At 43.3% G+C, this 19834-nt stretch carries 18 protein-coding genes; 15 read left to right on the top strand and 3 right to left on the bottom strand.

What is annotated here, in order from left to right; all coding sequences use genetic code 11:
* The first annotated feature begins 40 nt into the window (after positions 1–40).
* The 7 genes from pyrD (at position 41) to rmf (ending at position 8574) form a co-directional block, all read left to right on the top strand.
* On the top strand, positions 41–1051 hold the full coding sequence (gene pyrD, locus RJD38_RS14210; protein ID WP_005597423.1) for a quinone-dependent dihydroorotate dehydrogenase: 1011 nt from the start codon (positions 41–43) through the stop codon (positions 1049–1051).
* 169 nt (positions 1052–1220) lie between these two features.
* Positions 1221–1766, top strand: a complete 546-nt coding sequence (locus tag RJD38_RS14205) for a cell division protein ZapC (protein ID WP_005597422.1) — start codon at positions 1221–1223, stop codon at positions 1764–1766.
* A 543-nt stretch (positions 1767–2309) separates the two neighbouring features.
* Positions 2310–4436 (top strand): bifunctional 23S rRNA (guanine(2069)-N(7))-methyltransferase RlmK/23S rRNA (guanine(2445)-N(2))-methyltransferase RlmL, encoded by a 2127-nt coding sequence (rlmKL, locus tag RJD38_RS14200; protein WP_065430365.1) that lies wholly within the window; start codon positions 2310–2312, stop codon positions 4434–4436.
* An 18-nt stretch (positions 4437–4454) separates the two neighbouring features.
* On the top strand, positions 4455–4691 hold the full coding sequence (locus tag RJD38_RS14195; protein ID WP_081467382.1) for a glutaredoxin family protein: 237 nt from the start codon (positions 4455–4457) through the stop codon (positions 4689–4691).
* Positions 4669–6585, top strand: coding sequence for an ABC transporter ATP-binding protein (locus tag RJD38_RS14190; RefSeq protein ID WP_005597417.1), 1917 nt, complete (start codon positions 4669–4671; stop codon positions 6583–6585). Before RJD38_RS14195 ends, RJD38_RS14190 begins: the two co-directional genes overlap by 23 nt.
* A 7-nt stretch (positions 6586–6592) precedes the next feature.
* Positions 6593–8233 carry a DUF3466 family protein gene (locus RJD38_RS14185; RefSeq protein ID WP_065430366.1) on the top strand — a complete coding sequence of 547 codons (1641 nt, stop codon included), beginning with the start codon at positions 6593–6595 and terminating at the stop codon, positions 8231–8233.
* Positions 8234–8400: 167 nt separating this feature from the next.
* Positions 8401–8574, top strand: coding sequence for a ribosome modulation factor (gene rmf / locus RJD38_RS14180; protein ID WP_005597413.1), 174 nt, complete (start codon positions 8401–8403; stop codon positions 8572–8574).
* A 130-nt stretch (positions 8575–8704) separates the two neighbouring features.
* On the opposite strand, the gene fabA is transcribed toward rmf, so the two are convergent.
* Positions 8705–9223 carry a bifunctional 3-hydroxydecanoyl-ACP dehydratase/trans-2-decenoyl-ACP isomerase gene (fabA, locus tag RJD38_RS14175; RefSeq protein WP_005597411.1) on the bottom strand — a complete coding sequence of 173 codons (519 nt, stop codon included), beginning with the start codon at positions 9221–9223 and terminating at the stop codon, positions 8705–8707.
* Positions 9224–9293: 70 nt separating this feature from the next.
* Positions 9294–10937 carry a S16 family serine protease gene (locus RJD38_RS14170; protein WP_065430367.1) on the bottom strand — a complete coding sequence of 548 codons (1644 nt, stop codon included), beginning with the start codon at positions 10935–10937 and terminating at the stop codon, positions 9294–9296.
* Positions 10938–11122: 185 nt separating this feature from the next.
* On the opposite strand from RJD38_RS14170, the gene matP reads away from it, so the two are divergent.
* The gene (matP, locus tag RJD38_RS14165; RefSeq protein ID WP_009385344.1) at positions 11123–11572 is read left to right on the top strand and encodes a macrodomain Ter protein MatP; all 450 of its coding nucleotides are present in this window, start codon (positions 11123–11125) and stop codon (positions 11570–11572) included.
* Positions 11573–11585: 13 nt separating this feature from the next.
* Positions 11586–11894: a DUF3634 family protein gene (locus tag RJD38_RS14160; RefSeq protein ID WP_065430368.1), complete on the top strand. Its 309-nt coding sequence runs from the start codon at positions 11586–11588 to the stop codon at positions 11892–11894.
* Positions 11895–13040: 1146 nt separating this feature from the next.
* Here the strand turns inward: RJD38_RS14160 and RJD38_RS14155 are convergent.
* A complete protein-coding gene (locus tag RJD38_RS14155) occupies positions 13041–13397 on the bottom strand; it encodes a hypothetical protein (protein ID WP_065545287.1) in 357 nt (118 codons plus the stop codon).
* Between the two features lie 260 nt (positions 13398–13657).
* On the opposite strand from RJD38_RS14155, the gene ccoN reads away from it, so the two are divergent.
* The 6 genes from ccoN to RJD38_RS14125 all read left to right on the top strand — a co-directional run bounded on the left by ccoN (position 13658) and on the right by RJD38_RS14125 (position 19832).
* The gene (ccoN, locus tag RJD38_RS14150; protein ID WP_005597947.1) at positions 13658–15085 is read left to right on the top strand and encodes a cytochrome-c oxidase, cbb3-type subunit I; all 1428 of its coding nucleotides are present in this window, start codon (positions 13658–13660) and stop codon (positions 15083–15085) included.
* 12 nt (positions 15086–15097) lie between these two features.
* The gene (gene ccoO, locus RJD38_RS14145; RefSeq protein ID WP_005597949.1) at positions 15098–15718 is read left to right on the top strand and encodes a cytochrome-c oxidase, cbb3-type subunit II; all 621 of its coding nucleotides are present in this window, start codon (positions 15098–15100) and stop codon (positions 15716–15718) included.
* 10 nt (positions 15719–15728) lie between these two features.
* Positions 15729–15902 (top strand): cbb3-type cytochrome oxidase subunit 3, encoded by a 174-nt coding sequence (locus RJD38_RS14140; protein ID WP_005597951.1) that lies wholly within the window; start codon positions 15729–15731, stop codon positions 15900–15902.
* Positions 15902–16882 carry a cytochrome-c oxidase, cbb3-type subunit III gene (ccoP, locus tag RJD38_RS14135; RefSeq protein ID WP_005597953.1) on the top strand — a complete coding sequence of 327 codons (981 nt, stop codon included), beginning with the start codon at positions 15902–15904 and terminating at the stop codon, positions 16880–16882. Before RJD38_RS14140 ends, ccoP begins: the two co-directional genes overlap by 1 nt.
* Positions 16883–16962: 80 nt before the next feature.
* Positions 16963–17442: a FixH family protein gene (locus tag RJD38_RS14130; RefSeq protein WP_065545288.1), complete on the top strand. Its 480-nt coding sequence runs from the start codon at positions 16963–16965 to the stop codon at positions 17440–17442.
* 8 nt (positions 17443–17450) lie between these two features.
* Positions 17451–19832 (top strand): heavy metal translocating P-type ATPase, encoded by a 2382-nt coding sequence (locus RJD38_RS14125; RefSeq protein WP_065545289.1) that lies wholly within the window; start codon positions 17451–17453, stop codon positions 19830–19832.
* Positions 19833–19834: the final 2 nt, after the last annotated feature.

Here is a 19834-nt window from a genome sequence, read left to right as displayed (position 1 = left end):
AGTCCCCGTTTATACGGGGCTTTTTTCTTTCGGAGGCACAATGCTTTACCGTCTAGCCAGGACTGGCTTTTTTCAACTTGATGCCGAAAAGGCACATGATCTTGCAATCGAAAACTTCAAACGTTTCAACGGCACTCCACTCGATCTCTTCTATCGTCAACAACTTCCACACCGTCCAGTAGAATGTATGGGGCTTACTTTCCGTAACCCTGTTGGTCTTGCGGCTGGTCTGGATAAAAATGGCGAATGTATTGAAGCATTCGATGCAATGGGCTTTGGCTTCATTGAAGTGGGAACGGTCACTCCGCGTCCACAATCTGGTAATGATAAACCTCGTCTTTTCCGTCTGCTTGATGCAGAAGGTATTATCAACCGTATGGGTTTTAACAACCTAGGTGTTGATCATCTGATTGAGAATGTTAAGAAAGCAAAATTTGATTGCGTACTTGGCATCAACATCGGTAAGAACAAGGACACACCAATTGAAAAGGGCACAGAAGATTATTTGATCTGTATGGAGAAGGTTTACCAATATGCAGGCTATATCGCTGTAAACATCTCATCACCAAATACTCCGGGACTACGTTCTCTACAGTATGGTGAAGCTTTAGATGAACTACTTTCTTCATTAAAAGCAAAACAAGCTGAACTTGCTGAGAAACATAATAAGTACGTTCCGCTCGCTCTAAAAATTGCCCCAGATCTGAGCGATGATGAAATCAGTCAAATTTGTCAGTCATTGATTGCGAATGGTATTGATGGTGTCATTGCAACCAATACCACATTAGATCGTTCAATTGTTGAAGGCATGAAAAATGCCAATGAAGCAGGGGGCTTAAGTGGTCGTCCTGTACAATTGCGTAGTACCGAAGTTGTTCGTCGTCTTCATCAAGAGTTGGGCGATAAACTGCCAATTATTGGGGTGGGCGGTGTTGATTCTTTTGTCGCGGCGAAAGAGAAAATGATGGCGGGTGCAAAACTGGTGCAAGTTTACACTGGATTTATTTACCATGGTCCAGGTCTCGTTAAAGAGATCGTCAAAAATATCTAATCAGTCGTGACGCTGTCACAATAAATTACTGATTCACATAAGTTCTATCGAAGAGGAAGTGAGAAATCATTTCCTCTTTTTTTTTCTCTGTCTGAGCATACACTTTGGCTAAATGTTGGAAGGTAATTAAGCGTTTTACCTAAATTAACCCAAACATAGAGATTGGACGATGCTTAAACCCAGTGACAAATGGACTTGGTACTATGATGATGCTGATCAGCACTTGATGCTCGATCTCGGCAATGAAATGGTATTCAAAACAAACCTTTCTCGTAAGTTGATTGTTGAGTGTGCAGTAGGCGTCAATGAATTTTCGGTTGATGATGCTTCTGCTTACCAAACTTATAAAGAACAGATTGCTCACCTAGAACTCTCTGAACCAAGGCAAGCACAGTTGGCATTGTACTGTGTTGCAGCAAAACGCTTCCACAAACCGGTACAACCGAAAAGCTGGTTCTTTGACAGCTTGTCTGATGGCTCTTGTACTCCGGTTGAAGGTGACTTCGTTAGATTAGAAAATAGCCATGGCCACGGTGCTTTTATCGTTTTAGAAGTGGGTGAGTGCGCCAGTCTTTGTGCGTCAATTAATTTGGACGAATTCAACCTTAATGGTGTCAAATCGATTCAATATGGCGAAGCGATAAAAGTAATGCATGACCGTATGCAAATCATTAGTCATCAGTTCCTTACACAACCAATGAGATTAGTGGGGTAGCTTCCCTCAATACCATACGTTTTTCTCGTGTAGATAGTTCTCCTTAGAGATAGTTTCGTTCCTTTTAGTATCATTTCTCGTCGGCCAAGTGCCGACTTTTTTTGTTTCTATTGTGCGAACAATAGAGAACCCCCTCCATTTAATGCGCTAATTACCCTCCAATCGGGTTGATTTCGTTGTGATAAATCTTCCAAAAATTGCGCAAATTAGACATTTTTTGTGCAGCAATTATTTCCTCTTAAGTCATCGCTAAATAGAAAATTCCCCAATTAGGCGGTTTTAGTAACTAAATTACAGCTACAAATGACAGGTGGTATAGACCAGAATTGGTGTGAATAAGCATTCACTATCGCTGAGAGCGCTGACTGTTGGTCAAAGATTTTGAGAGGCTGTTGGTAGTGTAAAAATTCGGGATGTTTATTTACGGCTGGTGGAATGATGAGCGTCTGAAGGTTTTTGAGTGAGAAAAATGCGAATCAATTAACGAAATGTGCGCTGTGTCGGGTATAATGAGAGGTCATTTCAAACAAACATTAGAACACTATGCATCAATATCTTGCGGTAACTTCAAACGGGTTAGAGAACCTGTTGGTAGAAGAACTTACAAAACTAGGCATAACCAATGCAAAACCAGTGCAGGCTGGGGTGAGATTCAAAGCAACTAACGAACAGATCTATCGTTGTTGTTTATGGAGTCGCCTTGCATCACGTTTTGTCCGTATTTTGTCTGAATTTACCTGTCAGGATGACATGGACTTGTACCTAGCGGCTTCGGCTGTGAACTGGGTAAATCATTTCCATAGCTCCAAAAAATTGGTTGTTGATTTCAACGGTACCAACAATGAAATTCGTAACAGCCAATACGGCGCAATGAAAGTAAAAGATGCGATAGTGGATTGCTTTACTAAGAAGAGCCTTCCTAGACCGTCGATCAGTAAAGATCTTGCTGATCTTCGTATTCATGTTCGTCTTCATAAAGATAAAGCGATTCTTGGTATCGATATGGTTGGTCGCGGTTTGCACCAGCGTGGTTACCGTGAAGAAGCTGGTCGTGCGCCTTTGCGTGAAACCCTAGCGGCGGCGGTTATCCTGCGCAGTGGCTGGAATGCGAGTAAGAACTTCCTCGACCCAATGTGCGGTTCAGGTACGCTAGTGATTGAAGCGGCAATGATGGCGGCTAATATGGCGCCAGGTGTGAACCGTAAGACTTGGGGCTTTGAGTCACTAGAAGATTTTGATGCTGACACTTGGATGGAACTGAAGTCTGAAGCGAGTGTACAAGCACGTCGTGGCGTCAATAAACTTGACACTAAATTCTTTGGCTTCGACAACGATGAACGCGTATTAAAAACCGCACGTGATAACGCGCGCCGTGCTGGTGTTGCTGATATCGTGAGCTTTGAAGTAGGTGATGCTGCACTGCTTAAGAAACCACAAGAGTTTGGTGAGGGCGTGATTGTTTGTAACCCACCTTACGGTGAGCGTTTGGGCACTCATCCTGGTCTGATTGCACTGTACACCGCATTCGGTGCGCAGCTTAAATCTGAATTTGGCGGTTGCCAAGCATCAATCTTCTCTGGTTCTGATGAGTTGCTAAGTTGTTTGCGTATGCGTGCAGATAAGCAGTTCAAATTGAATAATGGTGCGTTACCGTGTCACCAAAAGAACTACCAAATCTCGGCTCGCGTAGTAGAAGCGGGTAGTGACAATGTCACTGAAACCGTGATTGCACCAGACTTTGCTAACCGCCTGAAAAAGAACATTGGCAAAATTGCTAAATGGGCACGCAAAGAAGAGTTAGATTGCTACCGTATTTATGATGCGGATCTGCCTGAATACAATGTCGCGATCGATGTTTACCTTGATCAACTGGTTATTCAAGAGTACGCAGCGCCAAAAGATGTTCCTGAAGAAAAAGCGAAACGTCGCCTGACGGATATCATCCGTGCATCTATCCAAGTGACCGGTACCAATGCGAACAAAGTGGTACTCAAAACACGTGAAAAGCAAAAAGGTCGTTCACAGTATCAAAAGCTGTCTCAACAGTCTGAAAAGCTGGAAGTAAACGAGTACGGTGCGAAGCTTATCGTTAACCTACACGATTACCTAGACACTGGCTTATTCTTGGATCATAAATTGACTCGTCGTCGCCTCGGGGAAATGGCAGCAGGTAAAGATTTCCTTAACCTGTTTGCTTACACTGGTTCGGCAACGGTACACGCAGCCAATGGCGGTGCGCGTTCAACGACTACTGTCGACATGTCTAATACCTACCTAGAGTGGGCAAAAGAGAACATGCAGCTAAACGGCCAAGTTGGCCGCCAGCATCAATATGTTCAAGCGGATTGCCTGCAGTGGTTAGAAAAAGCAACCACCAGTTACGATCTTATCTTCATTGATCCACCAACGTTTTCTAACTCAAAACGTATGGAACAATCGTTTGATGTTCAACGTGACCACATTCAGTTAATGAAAAACCTGAAGCGTTTGCTTAAACCACAAGGCACGATCGTATTCTCGAACAACAAACGTCAGTTCAAAATGGATCTTGAGCAACTTGAAGAACTGGGCTTACAAGCGAAGAACATTTCCGCACAGACGTTGCCTTTGGACTTCTCTCGTAACAAGCATATCCATAACTGCTGGCTTGTTACCCACAAAGACGTATAACACTATAAGGGCAAGGGATTGATTACACTTTATAGTACTGAAGGATGCCATCTCTGTGAGATGGCATTTGAGTTAACACAGCAACTTGATATTGAAGTTGCTGTTGTTGATATCGCCTTCGACGATGAGCTATTCTCTCGTTACGGGGTCACGATTCCCGTCCTCAATTATCAAGGCAATGAACTCAATTGGCCTTTCGATTCACCACAATTACAAATTTGGTTAGACAATAATGGCATTACTTACAATAAATAATGGCTCGCTAGCATTTGGCGACCACCCATTGCTCGACAAAGCAGATTTTGCCCTACAAGAAAACGAACGCGTCTGTCTTGTGGGTCGAAACGGTGCTGGTAAATCAACTCTAATGAAGGTGATTGCGGGCGATGTATTGATGGATGATGGCAAACTAACCATTACCCAAGATGTGGTTGTTTCACGCTTGGAACAAGATCCACCGCGTAATGAAGAAGGCACCGTATTCGATTACGTATCTGGTGGCTTAGCTGAAGTGGGTGAGTTCTTAAAAGAATACCACGACATTTTGGATTTGATCGCGGTTGATCCAAGCGAAAAGAACATTAATAAACTGTCTCGTGTTCAAGAGAAACTTGATCACTTAAACGCGTGGCGTTTTGAAGATCGTATTAACAATGTGCTTGAGTCCCTTAAGCTTGATGCTCACACGAAACTAACGGATTTGTCCGGTGGTTGGCAGCGTAAAGCGGCACTTGCGCGTGCGCTGGTTCGCGATCCTGATGTATTGCTACTCGACGAACCAACCAACCACTTAGATGTGACTACGATTGAATGGTTAGAGAACTTCCTCAAAGATTTCCGTGGTTCGATCATTTTCATTTCCCACGACCGTGCATTTATCAAGTCGATGGCGACTCGTATTATCGATCTCGATCGTGGTCAACTAGCCTCATTCCCAGGTAATTACGATCAGTATCTTGTCGATAAAGAAGAGATGCTGCGCGTACAAGAAATGCAAAATGCTGAATTTGATAAAAAGCTCGCTCAAGAAGAAGTGTGGATTCGTCAAGGCATCAAAGCTCGCCGTACTCGTAACGAAGGTCGTGTACGCGCCCTGAAAGCACTCCGTGAAGAGCGTTCAAACCGCCGTGAAGTGCAGGGCAAAGCGGTTATTCAAATCGACGACGCGAGCCGTTCAGGTAAGATCGTTTTCGAAGCGGAAAACTTGCATTATGCGATTGATGGTAAGCAGATCGTTTCAGATTTCTCTTTCAACATTATGCGCGGTGATCGCATTGCACTTATCGGCGCCAACGGTTGTGGTAAGAGTACACTGTTGAAACTGCTGCTTGGCAACCTTGAAGCCGACTCTGGTCGTCTGCACTGTGGCACCAAATTAGAAGTTGCGTACTTCGATCAATATCGCGAAATTCTGGACCCAGAAAAATCAGTGATCGATAACTTGGCCGACGGTAAGCAAGAAGTCACTGTTAATGGTAAACCTCGCCACGCATTAAGTTACTTACAAGATTTCCTATTTGCACCTCACCGTGCGCGTACCCCTGTTAAAGCGCTATCAGGCGGCGAGAAAAACCGTCTTTTATTGGCTCGTATCTTCCTTAAACCAAATAACTTGCTGATTCTTGATGAACCAACCAACGATTTAGATATCGAAACGTTGGAACTTTTAGAAGATTTGCTTGCCAACTATCAGGGTACATTGTTGTTGGTTAGCCACGATCGTCAGTTTGTGGACAACACGGTAATGACCAGTTGGATTTTTGAAGGCAACGGTAAAATTGAAGAATTTGTGGGTGGCTACCATGATGCGCAGCAACAACGTTCACAAGTTTTGAAATCACGAACGCCTGAAAAACCAGCAAAAGCAAAGCCGGTAGTTGAGGCAAGTCTCAAATCCGCTCCTGTAACGGCTAAGCCGAAGAAGTTATCCTATAAACTACAGCGCGAACTTGAAACTCTGCCAGCACAGCTTGAGCAGTTGGAAGAAGAGATTGAGCAGATGCAACAGACGGTGAACAGCAGTGACTTTTTCGCACAGCCCGTTGAGCAAACTCAAACAGTATTAGATAAGCTGGCTGCTTTAGAGCAGGAGCTTGAAATTGCTTTCGAACGATGGGAAGAGCTCGAAGCAATGCAACAGGAAAGTTAAGGTTTACATGAGAAGTAACGTATTTAAAATTTCAGCCATTGCCGCGACGATTGCGGCATCTTTCGGCGCACAGGCAGCTTTGTATAACGTCGTTGAGATTAACGAATCAGCAACAGACGCTTATGGATTGGGTGGGTATAAAACCGAGTATCATGGTACTTCCGTTGAATCTGTAACGGTTCCTGGTGGTAACCCTCTTGGTTGTTTCGATAATACTTATTCTTGTCCGGATTCTAAAATTTCTGCTGAAACGCGCAATTGGCCAGCAGGCCTTAGTTACCGTGAAGAAGTCCCTTTCGCGATGGACAATGGCTTTGATTATTCTATTTACGATCGAGATGATTTTGAAAATTACTGCGATGGTCAGTTAGGATACGCAACTTGTGATACGTGGGCTAATAAGCAGTCTGAAGGTTACGAGAAAGAACGTACAGATAGTCTATACACAAACTCGATTGCTTTTATTGAAGGACAAGATGCAGTTTCTGCTGAAAATGCGGTCATCAATAGCATTTCTTCGGATGGTTTGCCTGTTGGTAATAAACGTGTCGGCACGGTAAGGAATCAAGCATTTTCGAGTGTGGCGTTAACCGGTCTGGGAACCACTCCAGCTATTGTTGCGACTCATGCCTGGAAAACAGATGGCACCTATACAGTCGGAAGCGTTTCCAGAGAGAAAGGAAATGATGAAGGTACTTGGTTTTATTCAAAAGCCGTAATTTGGAATAACTCATTAGCCACGGAGTTGAATTTTGCTAATGGCGGGCATGATATCTCCGACAACCGTTTAAGTCAGGCAAGCATTCGAGACTTTACGATCGATAACGGTATGTTTTATGGCGTTGGTTATAATACTTATGGAGACCAACGTATGGATGCGACGATTTACTCTGTCGATGTGGCCAATATCGCCGATGCAGATAAAATAACAAGTACTCCAGTCTCTGGCGCAACGAGTGGTTCGGATTACATATTTACTAATTCAGTTGTGTCGTCAATCAACCAAAATAAGGTTGCCGTAGGGAGTGCTAAGTTATCTAAAGGAAACCCTTTAGATGGAGCTGCCGCCAACCGACTATTTTTTGTTGAGGATGTGACAGTTCCAACAGCGACTTATTTCGCGGGAGCATTATTTGCAAACAAAGGTGGTACCATCGGGGCTATCAATAATTTTAACGAAGTGGTTGGTAGTGTAGACATTACTTCTGGTCGTGAAATTGATGGTACACCACGTGTTCAGCGTGGATTTATTAACCCATATATCGCAGGTCTTACCGGAAACAATGAGCTTCGAGCGGATGTTTTTAAAAAGCAAGCTTGGTTACTTGATGATTTAACTAATGGTATTGACGAGAATAATGAGTTTCGCGTAATTAATGCGAGTGATATTAACGATGCCGGTGTTATCTCTGCAACGGCGTTGAAATGTGACGGTGGTTACGACACAACGGATATTGATTCATACTGTAAAAATGGTGAATTTGGTGTGGAGAAAGTGGTTGCTGTTAAATTGATTCCTATTGCAGAAGAGTCAGCACGAGATATTCAAGCTCGTGGCTTTAGAACGACAAAAGTAGAGCGCTCAGGCGCTTCACTAGGCTGGCTAGCGCTTGGTCTGTTAACTCTGCTTGGTTTCCGAAGAAAATAGTTTATCAAAATGTAAATGAGGGCACAGGTTCACACTTTTGGACCTGTGCTTTTTTTATACCTTGAGAAAGTGCCGTTTTTGATCGATTCTTTAATAGTGGTGTAATCAAAGCGCCACAATGTTAGTAGTAGTACGGTAGCAAAAACATATTGTATGAGGACGACACTATGAAGAGACAAAAGCGTGACCGCCTAGAACGAGCGCAATCTCAAGGATACAAAGCTGGCCTAAATGGCCGTTCAACGGAAAACTGTCCGTATCAACAGATGGATGCTCGATCTTACTGGCTTGGTGGTTGGCGTGACGCCAGAGATGATAAAATGTCTGGTTTGTATAAATAGACCCTCTCTTCACATACACTAAGGAACTGAGCCCCGAAAGGGGCTTTATAATATATGCTTAGCGCACTATAACTAAAGAGTTATTAAACAAAAAAGCGACTCAACTGAATCGCTTTAAAAACTTAATTACTTAGAATGCAGACGTATCTTGGAAAAGACCGACTTTTAAATCTTTCGCAACGTAAATCTCTTTACCATCAACAAGCACACGGCCATCCGCTAAACCCATCACCAAGCGACGGTTTACTACGCGTTTCATGTGAATTTCATAAGTCACTTTCTTCGCTGTTGGTAAGATCTGTCCCGTGAACTTAACTTCACCAACACCCAATGCACGGCCTTTGCCTTTGCCGCCAACCCAACCAAGGTAGAAACCAACCAACTGCCACATTGCATCCAAACCAAGACAGCCAGGCATTACAGGGTCACCAGGGAAGTGGCAATCAAAGAACCACAAATCTGGCGTGATATCGAGTTCTGCTAAGATCAGGCCTTTACCAAAATCACCTTCGGTTTCAGACATTTTGGCGATGCGATCCATCATTAGCATGTTTGGTGCAGGAAGTTGAGGATAGCCTTCACCAAATAGCGTACCTTGACTTGACGCTAGAAGATCTTCGCGATTGTACGATTCACGTTTGTTTTGCATTATCAATTACTCCAATTTTTGATACCTGCATATTAGAGAACACGTGTACGCCAAACAAGTCCGATCAGTACTAAGCAAACCAGTTCTTTACACGCTCTAACAGCGAAATAGGATGAACATCTCTTTCAAAGTTTTCAATACGTTGCGCAATCATGCTGATGACACTTTCCTCATCGTCACCGCGGAATGGTTTACCCATGATGATTGGAATCGCTTGATCAACAGTTTCGACAGACCATATATGAAATTCGTTATTCTTGATGCTCTCAACCACATCTTTGTGAAGTGCGAGATGTTTTAAATTGGTTTTCGGTAGGATCACACCTTGGCTACCCGTAAAACCTTGGTGTTTGCAGACGTGGTAGAAGCCTTCAATCTTCTCATTTAAACCGCCAACCGCTTGCACTTTACCAAACTGATCGACTGCGCCGGTGACGGCAATCTGCTGATTGATTGGGTACTCCGATAGCGCACTCACAAATGAACACAATTCAGCTAACGTTGCACTGTCACCATCAACTTCGCAGTAAGACTGTTCAAAAACAACCGAAGCAGAGTAGGGTAATGGTTCTTCTAATTTCAGAGCACTTGCCACGAATGCTTGCATGATCATCATGCCTTTTGCGTGAAGATTGCCACCGAGTTCCGCTTTACGTTCAACATCCGAAATATCGCCGTCACCGAAGTGAATGACACAGGAAATACGAGCCGGCTCACCGTAGGATTGCGGGTGTCCTGGGATATCAATCACGGTTAGGCCATTCACTTGACCAACACATTCACCTTGCGTTTCAATAATGACTTGCCCATCGAGAATATCCGAACGAGCACGTTCAGGTAGATAAGCTTCACGATAGTATTTGGCTTCGAATGCGCGATCGATATCAGACTCATCGAGTTGAGAGGTTGTGACGTCAAGACTCGCTTCATGGAACAAGCCTAAATACCACATAATATCCAGTGGCATATAACGCTGATCTTCAGTAAATCGTGCGCCAGCGGTCATTAAGCGATGAATCGCATCAGCCGTCAGCGTTGGAAAGTGAAATTTGTCGGCGATCCAGTTTAAGTGCCCAAGATAAGACTCAATGGTTTCTGTACTTAAACCAATTTCAAGCTCAAGTTCGCTGTATAAAGCTAAGCCTGAATACAGTTCAGGCTCTAGGTACTCAAAATCAGCAATCTGTGCGCGATCACCGGTTAGGATGATTTTACAGTGTGTCTCATATGCAGGTTCACTGATTGCAGGTTTTGATGGGTTGCTGTTAATGGTTTGAGCATGGTTTGCTAACAATGCAGATCGTAAAGCAGGCCAACAGGCAGGATTCGCGAGTAGTACATTGATTGGCATGACTAAAAAACCATCTGCGGCTTTTTCGAGTAATCCTTGTTTTTTTACGATGACATTACCGTCATGATCAGCACTGTAACTGCCAAACAAAGTTTTAGTATCCAGAGATTCTGTAACTAAAACCGATTTGTCCGTTTTGCTCATGACGATTTGTTGAATCTGCTCACGATAGAATGAATTATCAGGCACATTGAGGACTAACAATCGACTTAAGCCAGGTAACCGTGTGAATGTTTCGATAGTTTTCGAAAGTCTAGGCTGCACTTCACCAAGGTTAATGAGAGGTAGAGAAGGCATGTTCTCTATATAGGCGTTATATTCACTATACTGTGGCGTGACGGCTTGCCATTTTTCTTGGATCATTCGATACATTCAGTTACTTAGAAAGGAGACAAATTATATAGAAAAAGCGCATAAGGTTATAGCGAATCCTAATATTATTCCTGCTTATCGTTTCAAGATCTGAGTCGATATTTATACAGTTGGTGATTGAGTCTATCGCAGCTATGGGTTACGCTGTCACCCATATCGTGATTGGGTGATTAAAAATGAAATATCAACAACTTGAAAATTTAGAATGCGGATGGAAGTGGAAGTATCTCATTAAAAAATGGAAGGATGGGGATAAAATCACCCGCCACATCGATAGCAGTGAAGATAAGCACGCAGTGGAAGAATTGCGTCTACTAGAGCATGAACCAACCAAAGTGCTCGAATGGATTGAAGAGAACATGGCTCTTGATCTCGACAACAAGCTTAAACAAGCCATTCGTGCTAAGCGTAAACGTCACTTTAATGCAGAGCAGATCCACACCAAGAAAAAATCCATTGATCTTGATTATCGCGTTTGGGAAAAGCTTTCTTATCGCGCTGGAGAGTTAGGCTGTACGTTATCAGATGCGATTGAATATCTATTGTCAGAAGCATCACGTAGTGAAAAAGCATCTAAAACTGTTTCTAGTTTAAAACAAGATTTAAGCAAATTGTTGTCAGACTAAAGGAGTGTAGCCGATGGTATACGTTGTTATTATTGCCGCTGTTATCATTTTTTGGCTCGTCGCATTCGATAGACCGGTACTCAAAGTCACCTTTAAAGCGGGTCACATTGAGCAGTTTAAGGGCCATTTCCCAGCAAAGTTTCAACATAATGTCGTTGAAATTGCGGAAAAACAGCCATTTGATGGTGTACTTAAAGTATACCGCCAACGTGCCGGTCATAAATTAGCATTTTCTAAGTCAGTACCCAAAAAGGTACAACAGCGAATCCGCAATGTTTTTCCCCATCAAGGTTTTACATCAAAAGGGAATAAGAAAGCCTAATTTTCAATTTAGTACCGATATTTACCACGATAAAGAACGTAATTTGCGCACCATAGAAAAGCCTTATCATTTGGTTTTATGTTAAATATGGTGCGCGCGCATCTCCATTTTAACCCATCAAGATTGCCTCAACATTTCGTATAGCGGTAGAAGTGCTATCGCTATACATACTCTTTGAATAATCTGACACAAAATATCACGACGTGACCGTGTAACACTTTTATGTACCGAGAATAACAGGATGATTATATGCTCGTTATTTCCGTAGATTTGAACCGTAACAACAAGTTAAGCCATCAAGCGTAACTCATATGACGCGATGTAAGTACAAAGAACATAACGCAAACAGTAGATCAGTGTTAGTTCTACAAGCCATTTGTTAAGTGATGATAAAGGACACCGAAAGAAACCAAGATTAAAGCAAACACATGTGACGCTAATTGTCTAACAAGACATACAGATCCAATCAGAAGGAAAAGACGAATCACCATTTTTCGTTGTGCAATCAGCTTAGATGAACAGACGCAGCCATCAACACATAAATTAGAAACATCAAGCTTGTAGGCAGCAAGATCCAAAGTAGCCACCAGAAAATCAGATTGCCTCAAAGTTACATTTTTAAGCGCATAAAATTTAAATGCACAACAGTAGTCAGTAAAGTGATCTAAGGGATTGAAAATTAAGAAATACAGAAATGAAGAGGCATAGAATAAGCGTAATTTTCTTATTTCTAAGCAGACCGATATCTAATTTCTTGGCGCCGATACAGGCCACAAGAATGAATCAGAAGTTGTATTGTTAGGTTGTTATGTGGATTGCAACGATAATCCAAGCATATTGGAAAGCGTTGTAAAAAGTCTCACAGGCTTAAATTATCAAGCATGTCAATGGCTAGCGGCGCATTAGCTTTGGTGTTTTACACCCCTAAAGAAGCCCTAGCTCAGTGCGCATTATGTATATTATGTTAAATATGATGTTCAAGATACGAAATATATCATCACGATACCTCTCTTATTCCGCCTATTTCAGTCATTTGATTAAACATAATCTATTTACCATAAAATACTTAATAAACACATTTATTATCTATCGATATAAATGTGTCATTAAGATCAAAGCTTCGTATTTTCTATGATTTAGTGCTCTTTAGTTGCCTTGTACAACAAATTCTATATGCGTTGTTTCGTCATTCTCTTTGCTCCTGACTGTGATATTCCGCAGCAAACTGTTGTTGAGTTGCCAAGTATTTTTGGCCGCTTTTAGCGCTATTGCACCATCAATTTCCCAAGAGTCATTAGGCGTTACAATTTTAATTTCTTGCGGGCTAAATTGAGCGAAAAATTGGGCATCGTTAACATAAAATGCACACGGTTGTTGCAATTTACAACTCGTCTTTTTCTCCGCTTCATAATTAAAAGTTCTCCAAAAAAAAGCAACGATTAGCACCGTTAACATGATGATTATTTGAACAAAACGTCCTTTTGTCAGCTTTTGTGCAGCCATTATTGGGTCTTCTCCGTGTAACAAGCTTCAAAGTTTTTAAATAAATAAGCAAATCCAGACTGTGAGTAAGGTTACCCCTCTGTCATTAAAATGTTAATTGCAGTATAGTTTCCTCCTGAAAATGCCACTTTTTTTAAAAAGCGCAAAGATTATTTAACCACTTTAAGCAGTATGGTTTTTCTGAGTGGTTTGGGTGGCATTACGACATGAGTCGTGTTGGAAGTAAAGTGTAGTAATAATAGAATTGGAAGCATGCAAATATGAGCCAGGAAAAGCAGCTTGAACAAGCCTACAACTATACCGTCGTTCGTCAGTTTACCTTAGTGACCATTCTTTGGGGTATTGTCGGCATGGCAGTTGGGGTTTTGATTGCCGCTCAGTTAGTATGGCCACAGTTAAACTTTGATACACCGTGGCTGACGTATAGTCGATTACGTCCACTGCATACTAATGCGGTAATTTTTGCGTTTGGTACCAGCGCCCTTTTCGCAACGTCCTATTATGTTGTGCAGCGTACCTGTCAAACGCGTTTATTTGGAGGTCCTCTCGTTCCGTTCACCTTTTGGGGTTGGCAAGCTATTATTTTAGCCGCCGCGATCACTTTGCCTTTGGGTTATACCTCAGGTAAAGAGTACGCAGAACTTGAATGGCCTATTGATATTGCAATCGCTGTTGTATGGGTTTCATACGCGATTGTCTTTTTTGGTACGTTGATCAAACGTAATACCTCACATATTTATGTGGCAAACTGGTTTTTCGGTGCTTTCATTATCACTGTTGCCGTGCTGCACATTGTTAACAGTATGGCCATCCCAGTCTCGGCTGGTAAGTCATATTCGATTTATGCTGGAGCCGTCGATGCGATGATTCAGTGGTGGTATGGCCATAATGCGGTAGGTTTCCTCTTAACAGCAGGTTTCCTTGGCATGATGTACTACTTCGTGCCAAAACAAGCTGAGCGCCCTGTTTACTCTTACCGTTTATCGATCGTACACTTTTGGGCACTAGTTTCACTCTACATTTGGGCTGGCCCGCACCACCTTCACTATACCGCACTGCCTGACTGGACTCAGTCATTGGGTATGGTGATGTCATTGGTTCTGTTTGCTCCATCTTGGGGTGGCATGATCAACGGTATCATGACGCTATCTGGTGCATGGCATAAGCTTCGCTACGATCCAATTCTACGTTTCTTGATTGTCTCTCTCTCTTTCTATGGCATGTCGACTTTTGAAGGTCCGATGATGTCAATCAAGACGGTTAACGCATTATCGCACTATACCGACTGGACAATCGGCCACGTTCACTCAGGCGCTTTAGGTTGGGTTGCAATGGTATCAATCGGTTCGGTTTATCACTTGATCCCTCGCCTATTTAACCAAGAACGCATGTATTCAGTGAGCATGATTAATGCACACTTCTGGCTTGCAACCATTGGTACGGTACTTTATATCGTCGCCATGTGGATCTCTGGTGTGATGCAAGGTCTGATGTGGCGTGCAGTCAACTCTGACGGTACGTTGACCTACAGTTTTGTTGAGTCTGTTCAAGCGTCTTACCCGTTCTACGCGGTACGTTTCATTGGTGGTTTTATCTTCTTGGCGGGTATGTTCTTAATGGCATACAACACCTATAAGACTGTGACTGCACCAAACGATAGCCTCAAAGCTATCCCGCAACCGGCATAAGGAGATTTAGGAATGAGCAATAATTCTAACAATCGCCATGAAGTTGTTGAACGTAACGTCGGCTTGCTAGCGATTTTGATTGTTTTTGCTATCAGCTTAGGGGCTTTAGTAGAGATCACTCCGTTGATTTTCCAAAAGCAAACCACTGAACCAGTAGAAAATCTACGCGCCTATAGCGCGTTAGAAATGGAAGGACGTGATGTTTATATTCGTGAAGGTTGTAACGTATGTCACAGCCAAATGATTCGTCCTTTCCGTTCTGAAACCGAACGTTATGGTCACTACTCTGTTGCTGGTGAGAGCGTTTATGAGCATCCATTTTTGTGGGGTTCTAAGCGTACCGGCCCAGATCTTGCCCGCGTTGGTGGTCGTTATTCTGATGAATGGCACCGTGTTCACTTGATTGATCCGCGTGAATTGGTTCCTGAATCAAATATGCCAGGCTTCCCTTGGTTGGAAGAAAACGGTCTAGATGGCGAATTAACCAAGAAAAAACTTGAGTTATTCCGCAATCAGTTTGGCGTTCCTTACACCGATGAACAAATTGCTAACGCACCGAAAGATGTAGAAGGAAAAACAGAGATGGATGCCATCATTGCTTACCTTCAGTCTCTTGGTCATGCAATGAAGTAAGGAGCTGATCATGGAAATAGGTACTATTCACAGTATTTGGACCATCGTTCTTTTTGTGAGTTTTCTGGGTGTGGTTTGGTGGGCTTTCGGTAAAAAACGTAAAGCTCGCTTTGAGGAAGATGCCAACCTTGTATTCGCTGACGAAGAGCAAACGCCGACGAAAGGACAAGGAGAGACCAAATAATGGATACGTTTTGGAGTCTTTGGATAATCATAATCACAGTAGGCACTTTGCTTGGCTGTGCTGCACTACTCTATTGGTGTCTTAAAGACAAAATGGGGGTTGAAGAAGGTGCAGATATGGGCCATGAATACGATGGTATTCGTGAACTCAATAACCCGCTACCGAAATGGTGGACTTACCTTTTTGTAAGTACATTTGTTTTTGCCGCTATTTACTTAGCACTCTACCCAGGCTTAGGTAGCTATAAAGGTCTGTTAGGTTGGACTAGTTCAAACCAACTTGTTCAAAGTGTTGAACAATCAAAGCAATTGATTAAAGAAGCACAAGAAAACAAGCAGCTCGATCAGTATGCGAAAGAGCTTGGTGATGCTGACGAGTACTTTGGTGAAGCGTTTCGTGGCTTAGCTTATGTAGAAGGAACTGATGAACTCAAATCGATTCCTGATATCGCCGCCGATCCTGAAGCGGTTAAAGTTGGACAACGTTTGTTCTTACAAAACTGTTCTCAATGTCATGGTTCGGATGCTCGTGGCCAAAAAGGCTTTCCAAATCTGACTGACGGTGCTTGGCTATATGGTGGTGAACCGCATGCAATTGTGAACACCATTATGAATGGTCGTGTCGGTATGATGGCAGCTTGGAAAGATGTACTCGGTGATGACGGTGTTAAAGAAGTTGTCAGCTATACGTTGAGTCTATCTGGACGTTCGGTCAATGCGAAAGAAGCGGCAGCCGGTAAAGCACGTTTCGTCGTTTGTGCTGCGTGTCACGGTACCGATGGTAAGGGAAACCCTACTCTTGGCGCTCCTGACCTAACCGATCAATACTGGTTGTTTGGTGGTACTCGTGATGATGTCACGCAAACCGTTATGTATGGCCGCTCAGGTGTAATGCCTGCTTGGAAAGACATCCTTGGTGAAGATAAAGTTCAACTAGTCTCTGCCTATGTTTGGAGTCTATCTAACGGCGACAATAAGTAACATTTCAATAACAGCCCCTAGTCTTAGGGGCTGACTTTTCTTAAAGTAAAGACATTCCAATTTTTTGTGAGAACTTTTTTATGGTAAAGCCTTGGTATAAGCAGTTTTGGCCGTGGTTTCTAATCCTTCTTCCTCTAACCGTCATTATCTGGTCAGTGATTAGAATTGTCATATTGTCCAACCATTCAGTCTCTTTGGTTACTGAGGATTACTATAAAAAAGGCAAAGGTATCAATATCGACCTCTCCAAGATTAAAGTAGCAAAAAAATTAGCGATCAATGCCTCGGCTTTATCCGATGGTAATGCGATTGTGTTAACGCTGGACAAGGGGACGCTTGAGCATTTTCCGGCGATACATGCCACCTTTGCTCACCGCACTTTACCTGATCGCGACTTTAACCAAATGCTAACGGCGAATGCGAGTGGTGAATACCACATCCTGTTGGAAGAGCCGCTACAAGGCCCTTGGTTTATCGAGCTTACTCCGCACGATAAACAATGGCTGGTTCAAGGACGAGTTACCTTCCCTTCAGCTACTCCAACACAACTAATGAACTGATAAAATCTATGTGCCAATCGTGTTACCACTGCGGTGAAGAAGTACCAGTCAACACGGACTACAAAGTAGAGATTCTCGGACAAATACGTGATATGTGTTGTCCGGGCTGTGAGACTGTCGCCCAAACCATTATGGATAGTGGTTTGGTCTCTTATTATCAATATCGAACTGCCCCTGCAGAAAAAGCCAACTTGGTCCCAGAGCAATTACAGGCACTGGTGCATTATGATAACCAAGAAGTGCAAAACGAATTTGTCCGCAATAGCGATAAACACTCTGAAGTGACATTGTCACTCGATGGTATTTCTTGCGCGGCTTGTGCATGGTTGATTGAAAAGCAGCTTTCGCATACCGAAGGCGTTGTTCAAATACGCGTTAACACAACCACGAATCGAGCTATCCTCGCTTGGGATAACTCAAAAGCAAAACTCAGTGAATTGCTGGCAGTGATTCATCAACTAGGCTACAAAGCAGCGCCGTTTGAGGCGGATCAACAAGAAGCGGCTTATCACCGCATGATGAAGCAATACCTCTATCGATTGGGTATCGCAGGGCTTGCGACGATGCAAGTTATGATGCTGGCGGTTGCCCTTTATCTCGAAGTTTTTGGTGATTTAGACCCCGAATTTCGCAATTATTTTCGTTGGGTAAGCTTGATTTTTGCCACTCCGGTCATGCTCTACTCTGCGTTGCCTTTCTATCTTAATGCATGGCGCAGTATTAGAAGCAAAACGCTCGGAATGGATGTCCCTGTCTCCATTGCGATGATTTTTGCCTATGTAGCCAGCCTCGTCGCTACCGTAACCGAACAAGGTGAAGTGTTCTTCGAATCAATTTCAATGTTCGCGTTTTTCTTGCTCGTTGGTCGCTTCTTAGAGATGCGCGCACGCAGAAAAGCGGCAGCTGCAAGCGGAAACCTATTAAAACTTATCCCGGCGATGGCGACGACCCTTGAGGGTGAACAAACACCGGTAAAGACATTACAAGTAGGTGACAAAATTCGCGTCTTGCCCGGAGAGCATATCCCAGCGGATGGTATTATCACGCAAGGCCGTGTGCATATTGACGAATCGATGTTAACGGGAGAGTCTATCCCAGTGGTAAAAATCATCGGTGACCATGTTTATGCTGGCACGCTTAATGGCGAAGAAGCATTCGTCCTTGAAGTGCGCTCGAGCAAAGCCGATTCAATGATTTCAAACATTGTACGCCTGCAAGATGAAGCTCAGCTATCTAAACCTAAGATCGCTGAAATTGCCGATGTGGTGGCGCGTTACTTTGTCGCAGTTTTGCTTGTTATTGCTGCCGCGACTTGGTTCTACTGGCAACAAAACCAACCTGATGATGCGTTTTGGATCATGCTTGCAGTGCTTGTGGCTACCTGCCCTTGCGCTCTTTCTCTAGCGACACCTACCGCACTGACATGTGCGACATCACGAATGGGTAATCTTGGGATCTTACTGCGTAAAGGTCATGTCTTTGAGACCTTATGTAAGGTCAATCACCTTATCATTGATAAAACGGGCACATTGACCCATGGCGACATTGAAATCAATAGTGTGCGTGTGTTTGGGCAACAATCAAAAAGTACCACACTCTCTCTAGCCGCAGCACTTGAAGCACACGCCAATCATCCTCTTGCACGCGCGTTTCGTCCTTATCTTGATGCAAATGTCATAATCGACGAGATAGAAAATGTGATTGGTTTCGGTATTCAAGGTTGTTATCAGGGTAAATCGATCAAAATTGGCAGTGCTGAATTTGTCTTGTCATCTCAAGATAAAGCCGAGCCGAATGCTATATACCTCTCGATTGCCAACGAACATGTTGCCACTTTCTATTATCAAGACCCAATTCGCCAAGAAGCCGTTGCCTTTGTTAAGCAATTTAGATCTGCCGGCATCAAAGTGACGCTGCTCACGGGCGATTCGAAAGCCAATGCTGAGCTTGTTGCACAACAAATCGATATTGATGATGTAGTCTCGGAAGCAAAGCCTCAGGATAAACTTGATTACTTACACAGTTGTCGCGATGACGATATCACCATGATGGTGGGTGATGGTATTAACGATGCCCCGACTCTAGCGGGCGCTCATCTTTCTGTTGCGATGGGAGGCGGTACCGATGTTGCCAAAGCGTCTGCGGATATGGTGCTACTGGGTGACAAGCTCGACCGAATTTTGCAAGCGCGTGAGTTAGCTCTTAAAACCCGACGAATTATCGCAGAAAACCTCGCTTGGTCATTAGGATATAATTTATTAATCTTACCTCTCGCTGTTGCGGGGTTAGTTGCCCCCTATTTTGCCGTAGTCGGCATGTCGGCGAGTTCCATCATCGTTGTTTCTAATTCACTGCGATTACTAAAAGAGTCCCATAAGGAACAAGGTTAAGA

The sequence above is a fragment of the Vibrio scophthalmi genome (genome assembly GCF_040869025.1).
GTDB classification, from domain to species: Bacteria; Pseudomonadota; Gammaproteobacteria; order Enterobacterales; family Vibrionaceae; genus Vibrio; species Vibrio scophthalmi.
Note: the sequence above shows the minus strand (reverse complement) of the source record. Positions and strands in the feature narration are given on the sequence as shown.